Origin of the sequence: Methylobacterium sp. yr668, from assembly GCF_900116245.1 — a bacterium.
GTDB lineage: Bacteria > Pseudomonadota > Alphaproteobacteria > Rhizobiales > Beijerinckiaceae > Methylobacterium.
In genome coordinates this window covers 168225-183141 of record NZ_FOZY01000009.1, presented here as the reverse complement: position 1 = coordinate 183141, position 14917 = coordinate 168225, and the positions used below count along the sequence as shown (strand labels likewise).

At 73.9% G+C, this 14917-nt stretch carries 21 protein-coding genes; 13 read left to right on the top strand and 8 right to left on the bottom strand.

What is annotated here, in order from left to right; translation table 11 throughout:
* Positions 1 to 9: 9 nt before the first annotated feature.
* The 4 genes from BM419_RS14370 to BM419_RS14355 all read right to left on the bottom strand — a co-directional run bounded on the left by BM419_RS14370 (position 10) and on the right by BM419_RS14355 (position 3427).
* Positions 10 to 1383, bottom strand: a complete 1374-nt coding sequence (locus BM419_RS14370) for an efflux RND transporter periplasmic adaptor subunit (protein WP_056530686.1) — start codon at positions 1381 to 1383, stop codon at positions 10 to 12.
* A 134-nt stretch (positions 1384 to 1517) separates the two neighbouring features.
* On the bottom strand, positions 1518 to 1889 hold the full coding sequence (locus tag BM419_RS14365; RefSeq protein ID WP_020095104.1) for a hypothetical protein: 372 nt from the start codon (positions 1887 to 1889) through the stop codon (positions 1518 to 1520).
* 63 nt (positions 1890 to 1952) lie between these two features.
* Entirely contained in the window at positions 1953 to 2993 is a 1041-nt protein-coding gene (locus tag BM419_RS14360) for an AraC-like ligand-binding domain-containing protein (RefSeq protein ID WP_056530689.1), read from the bottom strand.
* Positions 2994 to 3247: 254 nt separating this feature from the next.
* Entirely contained in the window at positions 3248 to 3427 is a 180-nt protein-coding gene (locus BM419_RS14355) for a hypothetical protein (RefSeq protein WP_020095106.1), read from the bottom strand.
* 208 nt (positions 3428 to 3635) lie between these two features.
* Here BM419_RS14355 and BM419_RS32395 point away from each other — a divergent pair, with 208 nt between their 5' ends.
* From BM419_RS32395 to BM419_RS14340, 4 genes are all read left to right on the top strand, one after another.
* Entirely contained in the window at positions 3636 to 3812 is a 177-nt protein-coding gene (locus tag BM419_RS32395; RefSeq protein WP_020095107.1) for a hypothetical protein, read from the top strand.
* Between the two features lie 36 nt (positions 3813 to 3848).
* On the top strand, positions 3849 to 4091 hold the full coding sequence (locus BM419_RS14350) for a hypothetical protein (protein WP_056530693.1): 243 nt from the start codon (positions 3849 to 3851) through the stop codon (positions 4089 to 4091).
* Between the two features lie 173 nt (positions 4092 to 4264).
* Complete coding sequence (locus tag BM419_RS14345; RefSeq protein WP_056530696.1) at positions 4265 to 4639, top strand: hypothetical protein; 375 nt, start codon at positions 4265 to 4267, stop codon at positions 4637 to 4639.
* A gap of 337 nt (positions 4640 to 4976) precedes the next feature.
* Positions 4977 to 5237, top strand: a complete 261-nt coding sequence (locus tag BM419_RS14340; RefSeq protein ID WP_056530699.1) for a hypothetical protein — start codon at positions 4977 to 4979, stop codon at positions 5235 to 5237.
* A 19-nt stretch (positions 5238 to 5256) separates the two neighbouring features.
* Here the strand turns inward: BM419_RS14340 and BM419_RS14335 are convergent, their stop codons facing one another.
* Both BM419_RS14335 and BM419_RS14330 read right to left on the bottom strand, forming a co-directional pair.
* Positions 5257 to 5436 carry a hypothetical protein gene (locus tag BM419_RS14335; protein ID WP_020095111.1) on the bottom strand — a complete coding sequence of 60 codons (180 nt, stop codon included), beginning with the start codon at positions 5434 to 5436 and terminating at the stop codon, positions 5257 to 5259.
* 222 nt (positions 5437 to 5658) lie between these two features.
* Positions 5659 to 6141, bottom strand: coding sequence for a DUF2721 domain-containing protein (locus BM419_RS14330; protein WP_020095112.1), 483 nt, complete (start codon positions 6139 to 6141; stop codon positions 5659 to 5661).
* Between the two features lie 1009 nt (positions 6142 to 7150).
* Between BM419_RS14330 and BM419_RS14325 the strand changes: the two genes are divergently transcribed.
* Complete coding sequence (locus BM419_RS14325; protein ID WP_020095114.1) at positions 7151 to 7981, top strand: outer membrane protein; 831 nt, start codon at positions 7151 to 7153, stop codon at positions 7979 to 7981.
* A 202-nt stretch (positions 7982 to 8183) separates the two neighbouring features.
* Here BM419_RS14325 and BM419_RS14320 read toward each other — a convergent pair whose 3' ends face one another.
* Entirely contained in the window at positions 8184 to 8777 is a 594-nt protein-coding gene (locus tag BM419_RS14320) for a hypothetical protein (protein WP_056530705.1), read from the bottom strand.
* 196 nt (positions 8778 to 8973) lie between these two features.
* On the opposite strand from BM419_RS14320, the gene BM419_RS14315 reads away from it, so the two are divergent.
* The 8 genes from BM419_RS14315 (at position 8974) to BM419_RS14280 (ending at position 13756) form a co-directional block, all read left to right on the top strand.
* Complete coding sequence (locus tag BM419_RS14315; RefSeq protein ID WP_020095116.1) at positions 8974 to 9189, top strand: hypothetical protein; 216 nt, start codon at positions 8974 to 8976, stop codon at positions 9187 to 9189.
* A gap of 41 nt (positions 9190 to 9230) precedes the next feature.
* The gene (locus tag BM419_RS14310; protein ID WP_056530708.1) at positions 9231 to 10235 is read left to right on the top strand and encodes an SDR family oxidoreductase; all 1005 of its coding nucleotides are present in this window, start codon (positions 9231 to 9233) and stop codon (positions 10233 to 10235) included.
* Positions 10236 to 10392: 157 nt separating this feature from the next.
* A complete protein-coding gene (locus BM419_RS14305) occupies positions 10393 to 10659 on the top strand; it encodes a GCG_CRPN prefix-to-repeats domain-containing protein (protein WP_042675167.1) in 267 nt (88 codons plus the stop codon).
* Positions 10660 to 10853: 194 nt separating this feature from the next.
* On the top strand, positions 10854 to 11081 hold the full coding sequence (locus BM419_RS14300; RefSeq protein WP_244492105.1) for a hypothetical protein: 228 nt from the start codon (positions 10854 to 10856) through the stop codon (positions 11079 to 11081).
* A 165-nt stretch (positions 11082 to 11246) separates the two neighbouring features.
* Positions 11247 to 11789, top strand: coding sequence for a sigma-70 family RNA polymerase sigma factor (locus BM419_RS14295; protein ID WP_020095120.1), 543 nt, complete (start codon positions 11247 to 11249; stop codon positions 11787 to 11789).
* Positions 11786 to 12628 carry an anti-sigma factor family protein gene (locus tag BM419_RS14290; RefSeq protein WP_056530715.1) on the top strand — a complete coding sequence of 281 codons (843 nt, stop codon included), beginning with the start codon at positions 11786 to 11788 and terminating at the stop codon, positions 12626 to 12628. Before BM419_RS14295 ends, BM419_RS14290 begins: the two co-directional genes overlap by 4 nt.
* A 70-nt stretch (positions 12629 to 12698) precedes the next feature.
* Complete coding sequence (locus BM419_RS14285) at positions 12699 to 13391, top strand: helix-turn-helix transcriptional regulator (RefSeq protein WP_056530718.1); 693 nt, start codon at positions 12699 to 12701, stop codon at positions 13389 to 13391.
* A 137-nt stretch (positions 13392 to 13528) separates the two neighbouring features.
* The gene (locus tag BM419_RS14280) at positions 13529 to 13756 is read left to right on the top strand and encodes a YjiS-like domain-containing protein (protein ID WP_091926802.1); all 228 of its coding nucleotides are present in this window, start codon (positions 13529 to 13531) and stop codon (positions 13754 to 13756) included.
* A 48-nt stretch (positions 13757 to 13804) separates the two neighbouring features.
* On the opposite strand, the gene BM419_RS14275 is transcribed toward BM419_RS14280, so the two are convergent.
* Positions 13805 to 14824, bottom strand: a complete 1020-nt coding sequence (locus tag BM419_RS14275) for a zinc-dependent alcohol dehydrogenase family protein (protein WP_091926801.1) — start codon at positions 14822 to 14824, stop codon at positions 13805 to 13807.
* Between the last annotated feature and the right edge of the window lie 93 nt (positions 14825 to 14917).

Here is a 14917-nt window from a genome sequence, read left to right as displayed (position 1 = left end):
TCCGTCTCCTCAGTGGGCGTGGCCGGCGTCGGCCTTGCCGAGCTCGGCCTTCAGCAGGAACGCGTTGCCGACCGCGATCTCGGCACCGGGCTCGAGCCCGGCGGTGACCTCGTAGGCCTCGTCGTCGGAGCGGCCGAGGGTGACCGGCCGCTTCTCGAACCCCTCGGCCGTGCGCGCGAAGACGACGCTCCGGCCCTCGACGGTCTGGACCGCCGCCTTGGGGATCCGGACCGGGACCGCGTCCTGCGCGATCTCGACCTCGGCGGTCACGAAGGTGCCGGGCCGCCACGCGAGGTCGGGGTTCGGCAGGGCGACCACCACCCGGGCCGAGCGCGTGTCGGGGTTGAGGAAGGGGCTGACGAAGATCACGCGGCCCTCCGCCCGGCGCTCCGTCTCGCCCGTCCGGCCGGGCGTGACCGTCACGCGGGCGCCTTCCCGCACCTGGGCGAGGTCGACGGTCGGCACCGACAGCTCGATCCAGACCGTGGAGAGGTCCGCCACCGTGTAGAGGTCGGCCGGATCGCCCTCCTTGCCGACCGCCGTGCCGACATCGACCTTGCGCTCGACGATGCGTCCGGCGAGGGGCGACCGCAGGGGGTAGCGGCGCAGCGTCGACTGGTTCGGCGTCGCCTCGTCGCGCTTCTGGGCGGCCGCCACCTCGGCGGCGTCGAGGCCGAGCGCCGACAGCTTCTGGCGGGCGAGGTCGACCCGGAGCCGGTTCTCCAGATAGGCGGCCCGGGCGGTCTCGAACGCGGCCTCGGAGGCGCTGCGCGAGGCGAGCAGCTTCTGCTGGCGCTCGAAGTTGATCGTCTGCAGCTCGGCCTGGACCTGGGCGGTGAGGTACTCGCTCTTGGCGTCGGCGACCTCGCGGCTGTCGAGGATGGCGACGACCTCGTTCGCCTGCACGGCGTCGCCGAGGCGCTTGCGCATCTCGGCCACGGTCCCGACCACCCGGGCCGGGACCCGGGCGATCCGGTCGGTGTCGGGCGTGATCGTGCCGGGGACGAGGAGGTGGCGCGCCAGCGTGCCGCCCTCCACACTGCGCGTGACGATGTCCTGGCCGGCGACCTGATCGGGCCGCATCCGGATCGTGCCCGCCTCGTGAGGCTCGTCGGCGCCGTGCGCGTGGCCGTGCGCGTGGTCGTGGTCGTGGCCGGCGTGATCGTCGCCCGCGTGCGGGTCGGGCGCGGCTTTGGGCCGGTCCGGTACGGCCGCCGCGTAGCGCTGATCGTGGTCGTCGGCCGGGGCTCGGGCGAGCCCGACGGACGCGAGGGTCTGCCGGAGACGGTCGGGCAGGGTCGGGGCGCCGGGGGCGGCGGCGCCGAGGGCGAAGCCGGCGGCCAGGAGTGCCGCGGCGGCGGCCACGGACAGGATGATGCGCATGGGGAAGCTGCTCGGCCGGGAGGGCGGGGTGCCGCGCGCGGCGGTCCCGGAGGGTCCCGTTCAGGTGTCGCGTGGGGGTGAACCCGGAGCCGGTTCGGCATCCGGGCGGAGCGCCGCCCGCGGGCGGCGTCAGCTCACGCGCGCGGAGGCCGCGGCAGGCGGTCGGGACTGACGGAGGGGCGGCCCTGGGCGAGGGCGCCCGGCAGCACCCGGCCCGGAGCGGCCGGGGGCGCGATCTCGGTCGCCTCCAGGCGGGCCGCCTGATGGCAGCCGCAATGGAGGTGCTCCGAGAGGCCGGGATCGACGGTCGCGGGCGCCGCCGGCGCGTCGAGGGCCGGGCCCTGGCCCCGGTCGTGGTGGCCGCCCGCGTGGAAGGCGAGATCCGCCGCGAGGCCGACGCCCGGAGCGGCGACGGTCAGCGCCAGGACGAGCGCGAGCGCGCGGGCGGCGAGCGCCCACCAGCCCCGCGCCCCGGCCGGGCGCCTATGCCGAACCCCGAAGGTCATCGCGGCCCTTATGAGCCATCCGAGGCCGGGGGCACAAGGTCCGGGGTGCCGGCCCCGGCCCCCTCAGGCCGCCAGCTTGAGGACCCACTGGTAGAAGTCGGCCCAGGTCTCGGCCTGGGCCGGCGGCTCCGCGGCCGGGGACCGGGCGGGCTCGGCCGCGGCCCGGTCGCGGACGTCCCGGGGGGCGCAGCCGAACTCCGCGCGGAAGGCCTGGGTGAAATGCGCGGGGCTCTCGAAGCGCCAGCGATACGCCACCTCGGAGATGCGGGCGAAGCGCCCGTCGCCGGTGGCGAGGTCGCGGTAGGCGCGGGCGAGCCGGCGCTGCCGGACGTAGCCGGAGACCCCCCCGAGGGGGACGAACAGCCGGTAGAGGGCGCTCCGCGAGACGCCGAACCGCCGCCCGATCGTCTCGGCGGACAGGTCCGCGGAGGCCAGCTCGGCCTCGATGAAGCGCCGGATCGCGACGAGCAGAGGCGCCCGCTCGGGCGGCTGCGTGCCCCCTCCGTCCTCCGGCAGGCCCAGGGTCGCCGCGCCGAGCAGCGCGGCGGTGGCCTCGGCCGCCGCCGCGGCCTCCGGCTCCGAGAACCCGGTCGCGTGCGCGCTCAGGGAGTGCAGGTGGTCGCTGAGCATCCGGCCGAACGGGGTCGCGCCCCGGATCACCGAACCGTGCAGGGCGTCGAGGCCGCTCTGCCGGGATCCGAAGAGCGGGCGCGGCAGCACCACCGTGATGGCCTCGTAGTCCGTGGAGGCGGCGGAGAGCGGCTGCGACAGGTCGAACAGGCAGATGTCGCCGGGGGCGCAGTCCCGCTCCCGGCCGCCGATCGTGACCCGGGACTGCCCGGAGACGCGCATGTGGGCGACGATGTGGTCGACGCCCATCCGGGCGGTCAGGGCCCGCGCGCGCACGAACCGGAGCCCGGAGGCGCGGGCGCTGCAGACGATCGCGGTGCCGAGGTGACGGACCCGGGACTGTCCGCGGAAATCGGGCAGGTCCTCCCGGCGGATCGTGAAATCCCAGAACGGCGCGACGGCGTCGCGCCAGTCGTCGGCCTGACGATGACCCGGGCTCTCGCCCCTGAGCTGCAGGATCGGTTTCGGTCGCATCGCCCGTGTTAGTCCTGACCGAGCGCGGCCCGGTCACGCCGACAATATGGCGATTCTGTCTGCCCAGAAAAGTGGCACTCCGTTCCAATCACCGGACTCCGCGCCGTGCTCCGTCCCGGCGCGGTCGGCGAGAGGCCGGCAAGGGGCCGGCAAGGGGCCGTGAAACAGAACGTCCCGCAGGCCGGGTGGCCGCGGGACGGTGAGTTGCACGGTTGTGAGGATCGAGGGCTTCGACCCTTATGGTTAACCTGCGGTTACCGGCCGCTCGGGGCCGCGCCGCTGCCGGTGGCGCCGTTGCCGGTGCTGTTGTCGCCCGCGGGGGCGCCGGGAGACGAGGTGTTGCCGTTGGGCGTGCTCTGCGCGGCGGCCATCCCGGCGCTGCCGGCAACGAGGGCGAGGGCGAGCAGGGCGGACTGAACGGTGCGGCTGGTCATGGCTCTCCTTGGATCCCGAGCGGGGTCTCGACGCGGGTCGTCACCGTGCCGGCTTGTGCCGACGTCGGTTGGAGAACCGCATCCCGGCGGCGCCCGTTCCCGCCGGGGCCGGGCCGGCGCGAATCGGCCGCAGCGCGCCCGCCACGGTTCGTCGGGAACACCCGCGAGTCCCCCCGGCTTGTCCGAGGGTCGAGACCGGGAGCGTGGCGTGAAGGTGTTCCGGATCATGCAGGCGGCGACGGGCGCGATTCTCTGGAGCGGTGCGGCGCTCGATCCGATGGCCGCCCTCGACGCGATGGCGCGCGCCGCCGGCTTCCGCGACCGCACGCGGATCCCGAACCATCTGCGGGCCGGCGGCCTCCACGTCGAGGAACTGCAGGCCTGATCCCGCCGCGCCGGCGGACGAGTCCGGAGGGAGACCATGACCAAGCTGTTCATCGCGCAGGTGCGCGACGCGGGCGGCGAGCGGCCGCTCGTGACGGTCCGGGCCGAGGCCGAGGGCGAGGCGCGCCTGTTCCTGGCGGCCGCCTATCCGGACGCCGAGATCGCCCACGTCGCCGAGCCCGGCGACTGGACGAGCGACGCCGATACCGGATCCCGGGCGGGTGACATCCGCGAGCATCCCGGCGTCGCGTGGCAGGCCCCGTCCAGCCTGGCGGACTGAGGCGCGTCCGCCGGGCCGCGGTGCCCGTCCCGGCCGCCGGGGCCGGTGCGTACCGGGAGAACCTGAGGAGAACATGGAGAGAACCTGGGAATAGCCTGGGGAGAATCCGGCGGTGTCGACAATTCAAGCGATCCCGTTCACGCGTCCCTAGGGCTCCGCACCGACGGTGGTGCATGCGTTCCGCCGATCCGACACCGCGCCTGTTCGCGGCCGCGGCCGCCCTCACCGGCACCGGGATCCTGATGTGCCGGACCGAGCCGTCCTGGGACGGGATCCTGATCGGCCTGTTCTGCCTCGGGCTCTGGGCCCTCGGCATGTTCGGCACCCTCGCGGCACGGCCTGGCCGACCGGTGCGTTCCGCGCCGCGGATGCGGCCCATCGTGCTGGAGGCGGTCGTCGTCGAGACGCCCCGGTTCCCGCCGGAGCTGCTGCCCGCGCCCAGGCCCCCCGCGGCCCGGGACCGTGCCCTGGCGGGCCCCTCCCGCCTGCCGGAGCTCCCGTCGCACCGGCAGCGCGTGGTCGAGCGCTACACCCGCAGGCGCGGTTGAGCGCGGCGAGGTGGCCGACCAAACCGCGAGCGCGTCGCGACGGCCGACCGGCGCGACGCCCTCGTGGGCGATCCGGAGACGATCCCGGACGCCGACGACGCGGCGGGCGAGGCGGCCTGACGGAGCCAGGGCGGCGTCCGACCGCCGGGCGATGCCCGTCCACGCGGGATTTTGGGGGCGAGCGCGAGAGGCACCGCGCGGGATCGCCCGTGGGCCGGACCGATCTGGTATGGATCGCGCTCGACGCGTCGTACCGAGAGAGGCCGGCGCCCGGGATCCTTGCGCCACGCCCGTTCCGGCGGCGCGCGGGTCCCGTGATCGGACGGGAGATCGCCACATGGCCACGCCCGAGACCCAGGCGCCCTACCGGCTGCAGTGCATGATCCACCGGGAAAGCGCCGGCGGCATCATCATCCACGACGAGCAGATTCCCGGGCCCCTCGTGGAGGCGGCGGTCGCCGCCGCCAAGGCCCGCTTCGCGGAGCTACGCGCCGGCCGCGCGGGCTCGGCGGCCCTGCGGGATTCCGCCGGGCGGGTGGTCTGGTCGGCCCGGCAGGACGCCGCGACGCCCGGCACCGGGGGATCGGCAGGCCGGTAGGCTTCGGACCGACGCGCCGTCAGGTGAGGTGGCGCGGCTCCAGATCGATCACAGGGCCGCCCACGTCGAAGAACTCGTCCTCGTACGGAAGCGCCTCATCCAGCTCCTCGGCCTCGCGCCGCCCGAACGGGATGACCGCGGACAGGATCCCGAGGCAGAGCGCGCCGGCAACGAAGGCAATCAGGATCGCGATGCTCATGACAGAACACTCGGGCGTCGCCGGCGGCGGAGTCGGGCCACGGCGAGACTAAGGCCCGGCTCGCGCACGCCGCAACCGAAATCGCCGCCCGTTCGCGCCGGATCGCCCAGCCCGCACGGCGGGCGCGGCCGCAGCGCGCGGCACGGGCTCGCCCCGCGATCTCCGGAAGATCGGGAGGCCGCTCCCGGTCGCGGAGCGCGTCCGGGCGATCCGGGACGGGCCTCACCGCGGCGTCGAAACCTGATCCTGCTGCCGGTCGACCGCGTCGCGGACGCCGCGGCCGGCCATGAGGATCTCGGTCATGAACGCCGCGATCGCCGCCACGGTGCAGACCAGCGCCGCTCCGAAGCAGGCGAACAGGACGGACGCGGTCGCCGCGTCGCGCAGCGCGCCGACGAACAGCGTGAGCACGGCAAGACCGATCAGGCCGCCCGCCAGCGAGGCCAGGACCACCGCCACGTCCAGCACGAAGGAGCGCCGCCGCAGGAAGGTCAGCCGGCGGGCGAGGCGGCCGGCCTCGGCTTCCGTCGCCCGGGCGGCCTCCGCCGAGAGGCTGTCGACCTTGTCGGAGATCCGGCCGAGGCGGGTCGAGAACACGTTGAGCAGCGTCGCCAGCGCCGACAGCAGGAAGGCGGGCGCGAGCGCCACCTGGATGATGTGGGCGATGCTGTCGGGCTCGGTCGCGCTGAGGGAGAAGCCGAACATCGGCGGGCTACGCGGGCGGACGCGCCGCGCCCCGCCTCCGCCGGTCGCCGGGACGGACGGCGGCGTTGCTCCGGACCGGGCGGATCACCACAGGAGGCCCTCCGCCTGCAGCCCGGCCACGAGCAGGCACAGCGCCGAGAGGAACGCCACCGCGAGATACGGGGCCGGCGTGTCGGTCATTGAGGCCTCCCGGCCGGCGCGGGGCCGGCATCCCCGATCCGGGTCCGGGCCCGGAGGGCCGGCATCGAAGGCAGCGCGACGGGGTGCATGCGCGTCTCCTGAAATCTCCACCGACGACGAGGCCGGCAGATAGGGCCTGCGGCGCGCCGGAAAAGCCGCGGCCGCCGCGCCGCCCCGGCGTGGCGGCGCCTTCTCCACAGGTCGGGAGACCGGCGCCGCGCCGCCGCCGATCCCCCGCGAGATCTGCCGGTGCCGAGGAGATCGATCCGGCCCCGGCGGCGCGCCAAGACCCGGGGATGCGCGATCAAGACTCGGGCCAGTCGGGCGGCCGGTTTCATCTGTGCAGATCCGTGGCCGGACGCGCGAGTGGTGCCCGCACAGAGGCGCGATGGCGTCCGAAAGCCCCGCAATACGGGACGGGATCGCGCGAGATCTGCGGCGCCGCCCGCACCCGCGCGCCCGGGGATGCGCGGGCACCACCCGTAAATTAATGTTAACCGCTCGCGTGATCGCGATCGGGCTTGCGGGCCGCCGACCGGTAGGATTTATTAAACCTCGAAGCTTCCTGGTTGGTCCTGGGAACGTTCACCGACAAACTGAAGCCCCGTCCGCTCGAGCGCGACGGGGCATTTTGTTTCTGGAAACATTCGGATACCGAAGTTCTTCTCGGGCTAGACCAGTCGATTTCGCGATGTGCTCCAGCGCACCCGGCTGTTTCGGGGTCAAAGACCCGATTCCGAGCTGTTGCAGCGATGCACTATCGCCCCGGCACGTCCTGGCGTTCTGTCCGCCCCGCACACATCCCGCCCAACGGGAGACAGAGGACCAGATGATCAAGAAGCTTCTGCTCGCGAGCGCCGCTACGGCTCTCCTGACCGGCGCCGCCTCGGCCGCCGACCTGCCGCGCCGCGCCGCCCCGCCGCCGGTGTTCACCCCCGTCCCGGTCTTCACCTGGACCGGCGCCTACTTCGGTATCAACGCCGGCTACGCCTTCGACGCCAGCAGCAACAACACCAACAGCTTCGGCGTGCCCGCCCCCTACGGCAACGGCACAACCGCCTTCTTCAGCCAGCGCAACCAGGAAGGCTTCACCGGCGGTGGCCAGGTTGGCTACAACTTCCAGTTCACCCCGGGCTCCGGCATCGTCGTCGGTGTCGAGGCCGACGCCCAGTACCTCGACTTCGGCCGCAGCCGGAACAACGCCTTCCTCGTCGGTCCGCTGGCCCCCGGCTACTACGTCACCGACCCGCGCGGCCTCTCCAGCCTCGACTTCTTCGGCACCGTCCGCGGCCGCATCGGCTACGCCTTCGACCGCGTCCTCGTGTACGGCACCGGCGGCTTCGCCTACGGCTCGGGCAGCGCCGACCGCTCCTTCGGCGGCTTCGCCGGCAACGACAGCTTCCGCACCGGCTACGCGGTCGGCGGCGGCATCGAGTACGCCCTGCCCACCGACTCGTTCCTGAACTTCTTCCGTTCGAACGCCGTGACGCTCAAGGTCGAAGGCCTGTACGTCAACCTCGACCGCAACACCCGCAACCAGGGTGCGTTCGTCATCAACGCCGCCAACAACTTCCCGGTGGTGTACAACAACATCGGCCGCCGCGACGACGAGTTTGCCGTCATCCGCGCCGGCCTGAACTACAAGTTCGGCTCGTACTAAGAACCACGCGCGACCGCGCCCCCCGCGCCGCGGGGGGCTGCGTCCCGCTCACCGGGACGGCGCGCGGGCCTCTGGACAGGCCGCATCCCTTCTCGACCTGAGCACCCCAGCCCGATCAAACTGGCCGCTTGAGCCGAGGAGCGTCCCGGGAGCCATTCCCGGGACGTCTTGCGTCGGGGGCGAGGGCCCGCCGCGGCGCGCCTCAGGCGTGGACCGCGTGCTCCAGCTGCGCCTTCGACATCCGCGACCGGCCGGGCACGTTCTGCGCCCGGGCCTTGCGCATCAGCGCGGCCTTGGTCGTTTCCACCTTGCCGGACGCCTTGCCGGACGCCTTGGCGGCAGACTTGCCGGTCGTCTTGCCGGACGTCTTGCCTTTTCCGGACGCCTTGGTGGACTTGCCGTCCTCGCGCGCCGCGGCGGCCTTCTCGGCGGCGGCCTTCGGCTGCTTCGAGAACTGCTTGCCCTTCCGGGTATCGGCGCGCTTCTTGGCCGTGCTGGCGGCGTATTCCGTGTCGGTCAGGCTCTCGCGGGCCTTCTTGGGCAGGTAGCGCTCGCCGGTCTTGCCGCTCTCTTTGCCAGACTTCGTGCCCCACTCCTCGTCGGTCCATTGCTGGAGATGGTTGTCGGCCGACTTCTTGCCGGCGTAGCCGCCGCCCTCCTTCTTGTATTCGGCGGTCGCAATCTGCGCCTTGCGCGCCGACCACTGGCCGGGCTTCCCGCCCTTCTCGGACTTCGTGACCTGCGTCTTGACCTTGTCCCACAGTTTCGGGTCGGTCTTCTTGGCGGTTCCTGACATCGGCGCCTCGTGAAAAAGATTTGGCAGACAACACGGGCCCCGCGGCCGTGTTCCTGCGGCGCGTTCGCCCGGCCCGCACCCTCCCGCACCTCGATTCGCGCACAGCGTCCGCCGCCCCGCGGCCGGGGGCGCCGGATACGCCGGCCGCCTGACGGGTTGGCCCTCAGGGGATCAGGCCCATCGCGAGGGATGCAGCATGGCGGACACGCCGGACGACACCCAGGCCGAGCGGATGCCGCACGGCGAGCCGGAGCGCGCGGGCCTGGCCGACAGCCCCCGCGACACCGCAACCGGCACGGTCAGGCCGCAGGACGGCCCGATGGAGCGGGCCGGCACCGAGAAGGAGGAGGCGCGCCAGGGCGGGACCAGTCTCGGCGCGGAGCGCGACCGGCCGGGCGGAGGCCGGGGCTGAGCGCCGCCATCGAGACAGCACGCGAGAGAGGAAGACGCAGCATGCAGATCCGGCACAAGCCCCTGCGCGAGCAGGTGATCGTCATCACCGGCGCCTCCAGCGGGATCGGCCTCGCCACGGCCCGGGCGGCCGCCCGCCGCGGCGCCCGCGTCGTGCTGGCGGCCCGGAACGGCGCCGCCCTCGACGACATCGTCCGCGACATCCAGGAGCGCGGCGGCGAGGCCCGGGCCGTCGTGACCGACGTGTCCCGCCGCGAGGATGTCGAGGCGCTGGCCGCAGAGACCGTGCGCGCCTACGGCGGCTTCGACACCTGGGTCAACAATGCCGGTCTCTCGATCTTCGGCCGCCTCGAGGAGGTTTCGGACGAAGACCATCGCCGGCTGTTCGACGTCAATTTCTGGGGGATCGTCTACGGCTCGACGGTGGCGCTGCAGCACCTGAAGCGGACCGGCGGCGCGCTGATCAACCTGGGCTCCGTCGCCTCCGACCTCGCCTTGCCGATCCAGGGCATGTACTCCGCCTCCAAGCACGCGATCAAAGGCTTCACGGACGCGCTCCGGATGGAGCTCCAAGAGGAGGGCGCCCCGGTCTCGGTGACGCTCATCAAGCCGGCCTCGATCGACACGCCGTTCCCGGAGCATGCCCGGAACTACATGGCGCAGGCGCCCAAGCTGCCGCCGCCGGTCTACGACCCCGCTGACGTCGCCGACGCGATCCTGTACGCCGCGGAGCACGGGCCCCGCGACCTCTACGTCGGCGGCGGCGGCAAGCTGATGAGCGCGCTGCGCAAGCGGGTCCCCGCGGCGACCGACTGGATGGGCGCCCAGGTGATGTCGCGGAGCCAGACGGCGGGCGCGGCCGGCAAGCGGCGGGACGGCGCCCTCCACGCGGCCGGCCGCGACGGGGCCGTGCGGGGCGGCTCGCCCCACCACGTCATGCGCAGCGCCTACACCCGGGCCTCGATCAACCCGGTCCTGACCGGGATCCTGCTGGCGGGGGCCACCGCGGCCGCGGCCTCGCTGCTGGGCCGCGTCGACCACCGCTAGAGCCCCGCCGCGGCGCCCGCCCCCGCGCGGGCGCCGGCCGGACTGTTTGTTTCTAGACGATGATGGCGGAGGTCAGCCGACATTCAGGCCCGATGACCATTCTGACCGGGTCTTGCGCCGGGCCGAACCGGCGCGGAACCGAACAGAAGGTCTGATGATGATGCACGTGAAGATGATCGCGGCCGCCGCGGCTGTCGTCGGCGGCCTCGGCCTGGCCTCCGCCGGCGCGGCGCCCCTGGCGCCCGCCGGCGCCGATACGCTCACCGGCCCCGCCGCGGTCAGCACTGTGGCGTTCGGCTGCGGCCCCGGCTGGGCGCCCGGCCCGTACGGGCGCTGCCGGCCGATGTACCGGCGGCCGCGCTTCTACGGCCCGCGCTGCTTCTTCCGTCCGACCCCGTGGGGACCGCGGCGCGTCTGCCGCTAAGGTCGCGCAGGCACGCGTCCCGACGCGCGGGTCCGGCGCCGAACCGTGGCCCGACCCGCGGGTTGATCCAGGGGCAGGTCCCGTCTCCGAGGAGGCGGGGCCTGCCCCTTTCCCGTTGACGGTGATGCGGGCCGGCAGCGCCGGGGATGCCACGACCGGGACCGCGGACGGTCCCGCTCCGGTTGGACATGGCCATGGCCCAGGATAAGAGCGGCGGCGCGAACCCCTCGGCGGCGGAACGGGCGGCGGCCGAGCGCGTCGCCCGCAAGCGCCTCGGTCCGGACGGCTGCCCGGAACCGGCACCCGACCGGCGATCGCCGTCCGGGCAGGACCGCGGGAGCGAGGCCGCGGCGCCGGACCGCCGGGCGCCTCCGGGGCGGCCGGTCGCGACGCGCCACCGGCCCGAGAGGCTTCCCGAGTAGCGCCCCGAGTAGCGCCCCGAACATTCGCGTGCCCGGACGCGGGAATAAAGCCCGCCGCCGCCCGGTTCCCGATTGTGTGGCACAAGGCTGCAGGCAGGAGCGCGAGGGCAGGGACCCCATGGCTTCGCAGGCTCTCGAGGGGGCGGGCCCGGCCCGGCCGCCGACATGACGACCCTGGCGCGCGCGCGCTTCAGTCAGCTCGTTCTCCCGCGCCTGGACGAGGGCTACCGGCTCGCGCACTGGCTCACCGGCAACGCCACCGACGCCGAGGACGTGATGCAGGAGGCGTGTCTGCGCGCCTACCGGGCGATCGAGGGGTTCGCCGAGGGCAATGCCCGAGCGTGGTTCCTGACCATCGTCCGCAACACCGGCTATTCCTGGCTGCAGCGGCACCGGCCGCGGGCGGTGGTCTTCGCCGACGACCTCGCCCCCGAGGCCCGCGCCGAGCTGGAGATCGGGGGCGCCCTGACCGAGGTCCCGGAGACGCCCGAGGCGACCCTCATCGCCCGCGACGACGCGGGGCAGCTCGCCCGGGCGGTCGAGGCCCTGCCGGTGGCCTTCCGCGAGGCGCTGGTCCTGCGCGAGTACCACGGCCTCAGCTACCGGGAGATCGCCACGGTGACGGGGGTCCCGATCGGGACCGTGATGTCGCGCCTCGGCCGCGCGCGGCAGCACCTGCTTGCACGGCTCGCGAAGGACGGGCGATGACCGACGACGAGACCCTCCTGCTCCTCAGCGCCTACGCGGACGGCGAACTGTCGCCCGGCGAAGTCCTGGCCATGGAGCGCCGTCTCGCGGCGGATCCCGACGCGCGGGCCCTGGCGGAACGCCTCCGCGACCTCTCGGCCACCCTGCGCGGGCCCCTCGCGGGGCCGCCCGCCCCGGAATCCCTGCGGGCGCGCGTGATCGAGCAGATCGGCTTCACCGACCCGCCTCCGTCGCGCGGCCGCCTCGGAGGCCCGCTCGGGACCCGGCTCGGGTCCTGGGTCGGGACCTGGGTCGAGGCCTGGCTCGAATCCTGGCGCAGATCCCGGCAGGCGCTGGCCGCGACGCTGCTCGTCGGCCTCGTCGGCGGGGCCGCGCTCGGCGGCGGGATCGTCTATCTCGACCGCCCCGACGGCGCCCCGGATACCGGCGCGGCCGTGCTCGCCGGCCATCTCCGCGGCCTCGCGGCGCCCCAGCCCTTCGACGTCGCCTCCTCGGACCGGCACGTGGTGAAGCCCTGGTTCAACGGCCGGACCCCCCTCGCGCCCGAGGCCCCCGACCTGTCCGACAAGGGCTTCCCGCTGGTCGGCGGCCGGGTCGACATCGTCGGCGGAACCCCCGTGCCGACCCTAGTCTATCGCCGCGACAGGCACGTCATCAGCGTCACGGTGGTCCCCGCCGCCGACGGCCCCGGCGCCGGCGAGGAGCGGCGCGACGGGTCCACGCTCGAGCGCTGGCGCCACGGCGACCTCACCTACTGGGCGGTCTCGGACCTCAACCGGCGCGACCTGCGCGCCTTCGCCGACCTGTTTCAGTCCCGGACCGGGGGCCCGCCGGGATAAGGCGGGAATAAGGGACGCCAGTTTCGGGTTATTACTGATATCGTGATGACGATCCGGCGAGGATCCCAGCGTGATCAGTCAATCCCACCTGCACACCCGCAGAGCCGAAACGATATCCGGGATCGGCTCCGCCCAGGAGCGGCGGGTTCAGGCCGGCGGCACCCCGGCCTTCCCGGACCCGACCCTCGTGGAGGCGGCGCTCCATCTCCTGGCGGAGCATCTCGAGCAGGGGCTGGCGGTGGCCGACCGGTACGGGCGGGCCCATTTCCTGAACCGCGCGGCGCAGGCCTTCGTCGCGCGCGGCCTCCTGTGCCTGGAGCACGGCGGCCTGCGCGGCGCGACGCCCGAGGACAGCGCGGGGCTGCGCCGGGTCATCGCCCGCTGCGCCGCGGGCCATCGCGGCGGCTCGGTGCGATTGGAGGGCGCGGGCGGGACGCTCCTGGTCGCCGCCTCGGCGATTCCCGGGACGCTCGGCCCGATCGGCGAGGGCGCGGTTCTCCTGCGTCTCACCGACCCCGGGACCCCGCGCCTGCCGGATCCCGGCATTCTCCAGGACCAGTTCGGCTTCACGCCCGCGGAGGCGGCCCTGGCCGTCGACATCCTGGCCGGGAACGACCTCGCGGCGAGCGCGACGCGCCGCCGGATCACCCGGAACACGGCGCGCGTGCACCTGCGCCACTTGTTCGAGAAGACGGGGACGCGCCGCCAAGCCGAGCTGGTGCGCCTGCTCCTGCTCTGCCCGCAGCCGATCGCGGACGCCTAGCGCGCTCCGGCAAAAATATTCGCGCCGCGCGCCACCCTTAATCCGAACGGAGGATGCGCATACTTTGCATTGAAGCGAGGCTGATCCGGCCGATCGTGGATAAACCACGGATCTTTCGGCGCAACGGAGGCTGGATCATGATCCTCTCGTTCCTGAAATCTGCCCGGAAGAGCCGTATCGCGGCGCGAAATCTTCGCATTCTCTCGGTCCTCGACGACGAGATGCTGAGCGACATCGGTCTCGACCGGCGCACACTTCGCACGTTCTGCGAGAACGGCTGCGCGCACGTGCCGCCGCCGCCGAGCCAGGCCGAGACGCCCCGGGCCCTGATGATACCCGGTGGGCTCGGGATCGCCTTCCGCTGAACGCCCGCCGCACCGCCCGCTGCACCGCCTCGGGCCCGGCCGGACCGCTCAGATCTCGACGCAGATCTTGCCGAAGTGACGGTTGCTCTCCTGGTGGCGGAACGCCGCGACGAGGTCGTCGAGGGGGAAGCGGCGGTCGATGACCGGCCGCAGCCCGCAGGCGTCGATGCCGCGGATCATCTCGATCTGGTGGCGCCGGCTGCCGACCAGCACGCCCTGCAGCCGGATCTGCTTCAGGAGCGCCGGCACCAGCGGCAGCTCGCCCGCGACCCCCGAGAGGATGCCGATCACCGAGACGTGGCCGGCGACCCGCGCGGCGGCCATGGACTGCTCCAGCGTCGCCGGGCCGCCGACGTCGAGGACGTGGTCGACACCGCGCCCGTCGGTCAGGCGCCGGGCGGTCTCGCCCCAGGCCGGGTCGGTGCGGTAGTTGATGACGTGGTCGGCGCCGAGACCGCGCAGGCGCCCCAGCTTGTCGTCGCTGGAGGAGGTGGCGATCACCGTGGCCCCCGCCGCCTTGGCGAATTGCAGGCCGAACAGCGACACGCCGCCGGTGCCCTGCACCAGCACCACGTCGCCGCTCTTCAGGCCGGCATCGGCGTGCAGCGCCCGCCACGCGGTGAGCGCGGCGGTGGTCAGCGTCGCCGCCTCGGCGTGGTCCCAACCCCGCGGGGCGCGGGTGAAGGCGGTGGCAGGCGCGGTGACGCCCCCGCGGGCGTAGCCGTCGACCCCGTCGCCCGGCACGGTGGCGAAGCCCTCGACGCGCGGCGCGCCCTCCAGCCAGGTCGGGAAGAACGTGCTGACCACCCGGTCGCCCACGGCGAACTCGGTCACGCCCGGCCCCACGGCCTCGACCTCGCCGGCCCCGTCCGACATCGGGATGCGCGGCTCGCTCGGGCCCCACATCCCGCTGACCACCGCATAGTCGTGGTAGTTGAGGGAGCTCGCCCGCAGGCGGACCGTGATCGCGCCGGGCCCGGGCTCCGGCACGGGCCGCTCGCCGAAGGTCACCGCGTCGAAGCCGCCGCCGGGCTGGACGATCACGGCCCGGGCTGTCGATCCGGTCATGGTGCACCTGTCGCTCCGCGGCCTCGGCCGCCGGGAGGCGGACACTGGCAGGCCCGGCGCGCGCCGTCGAGACGACGGGGCCGGGCCGTCCGC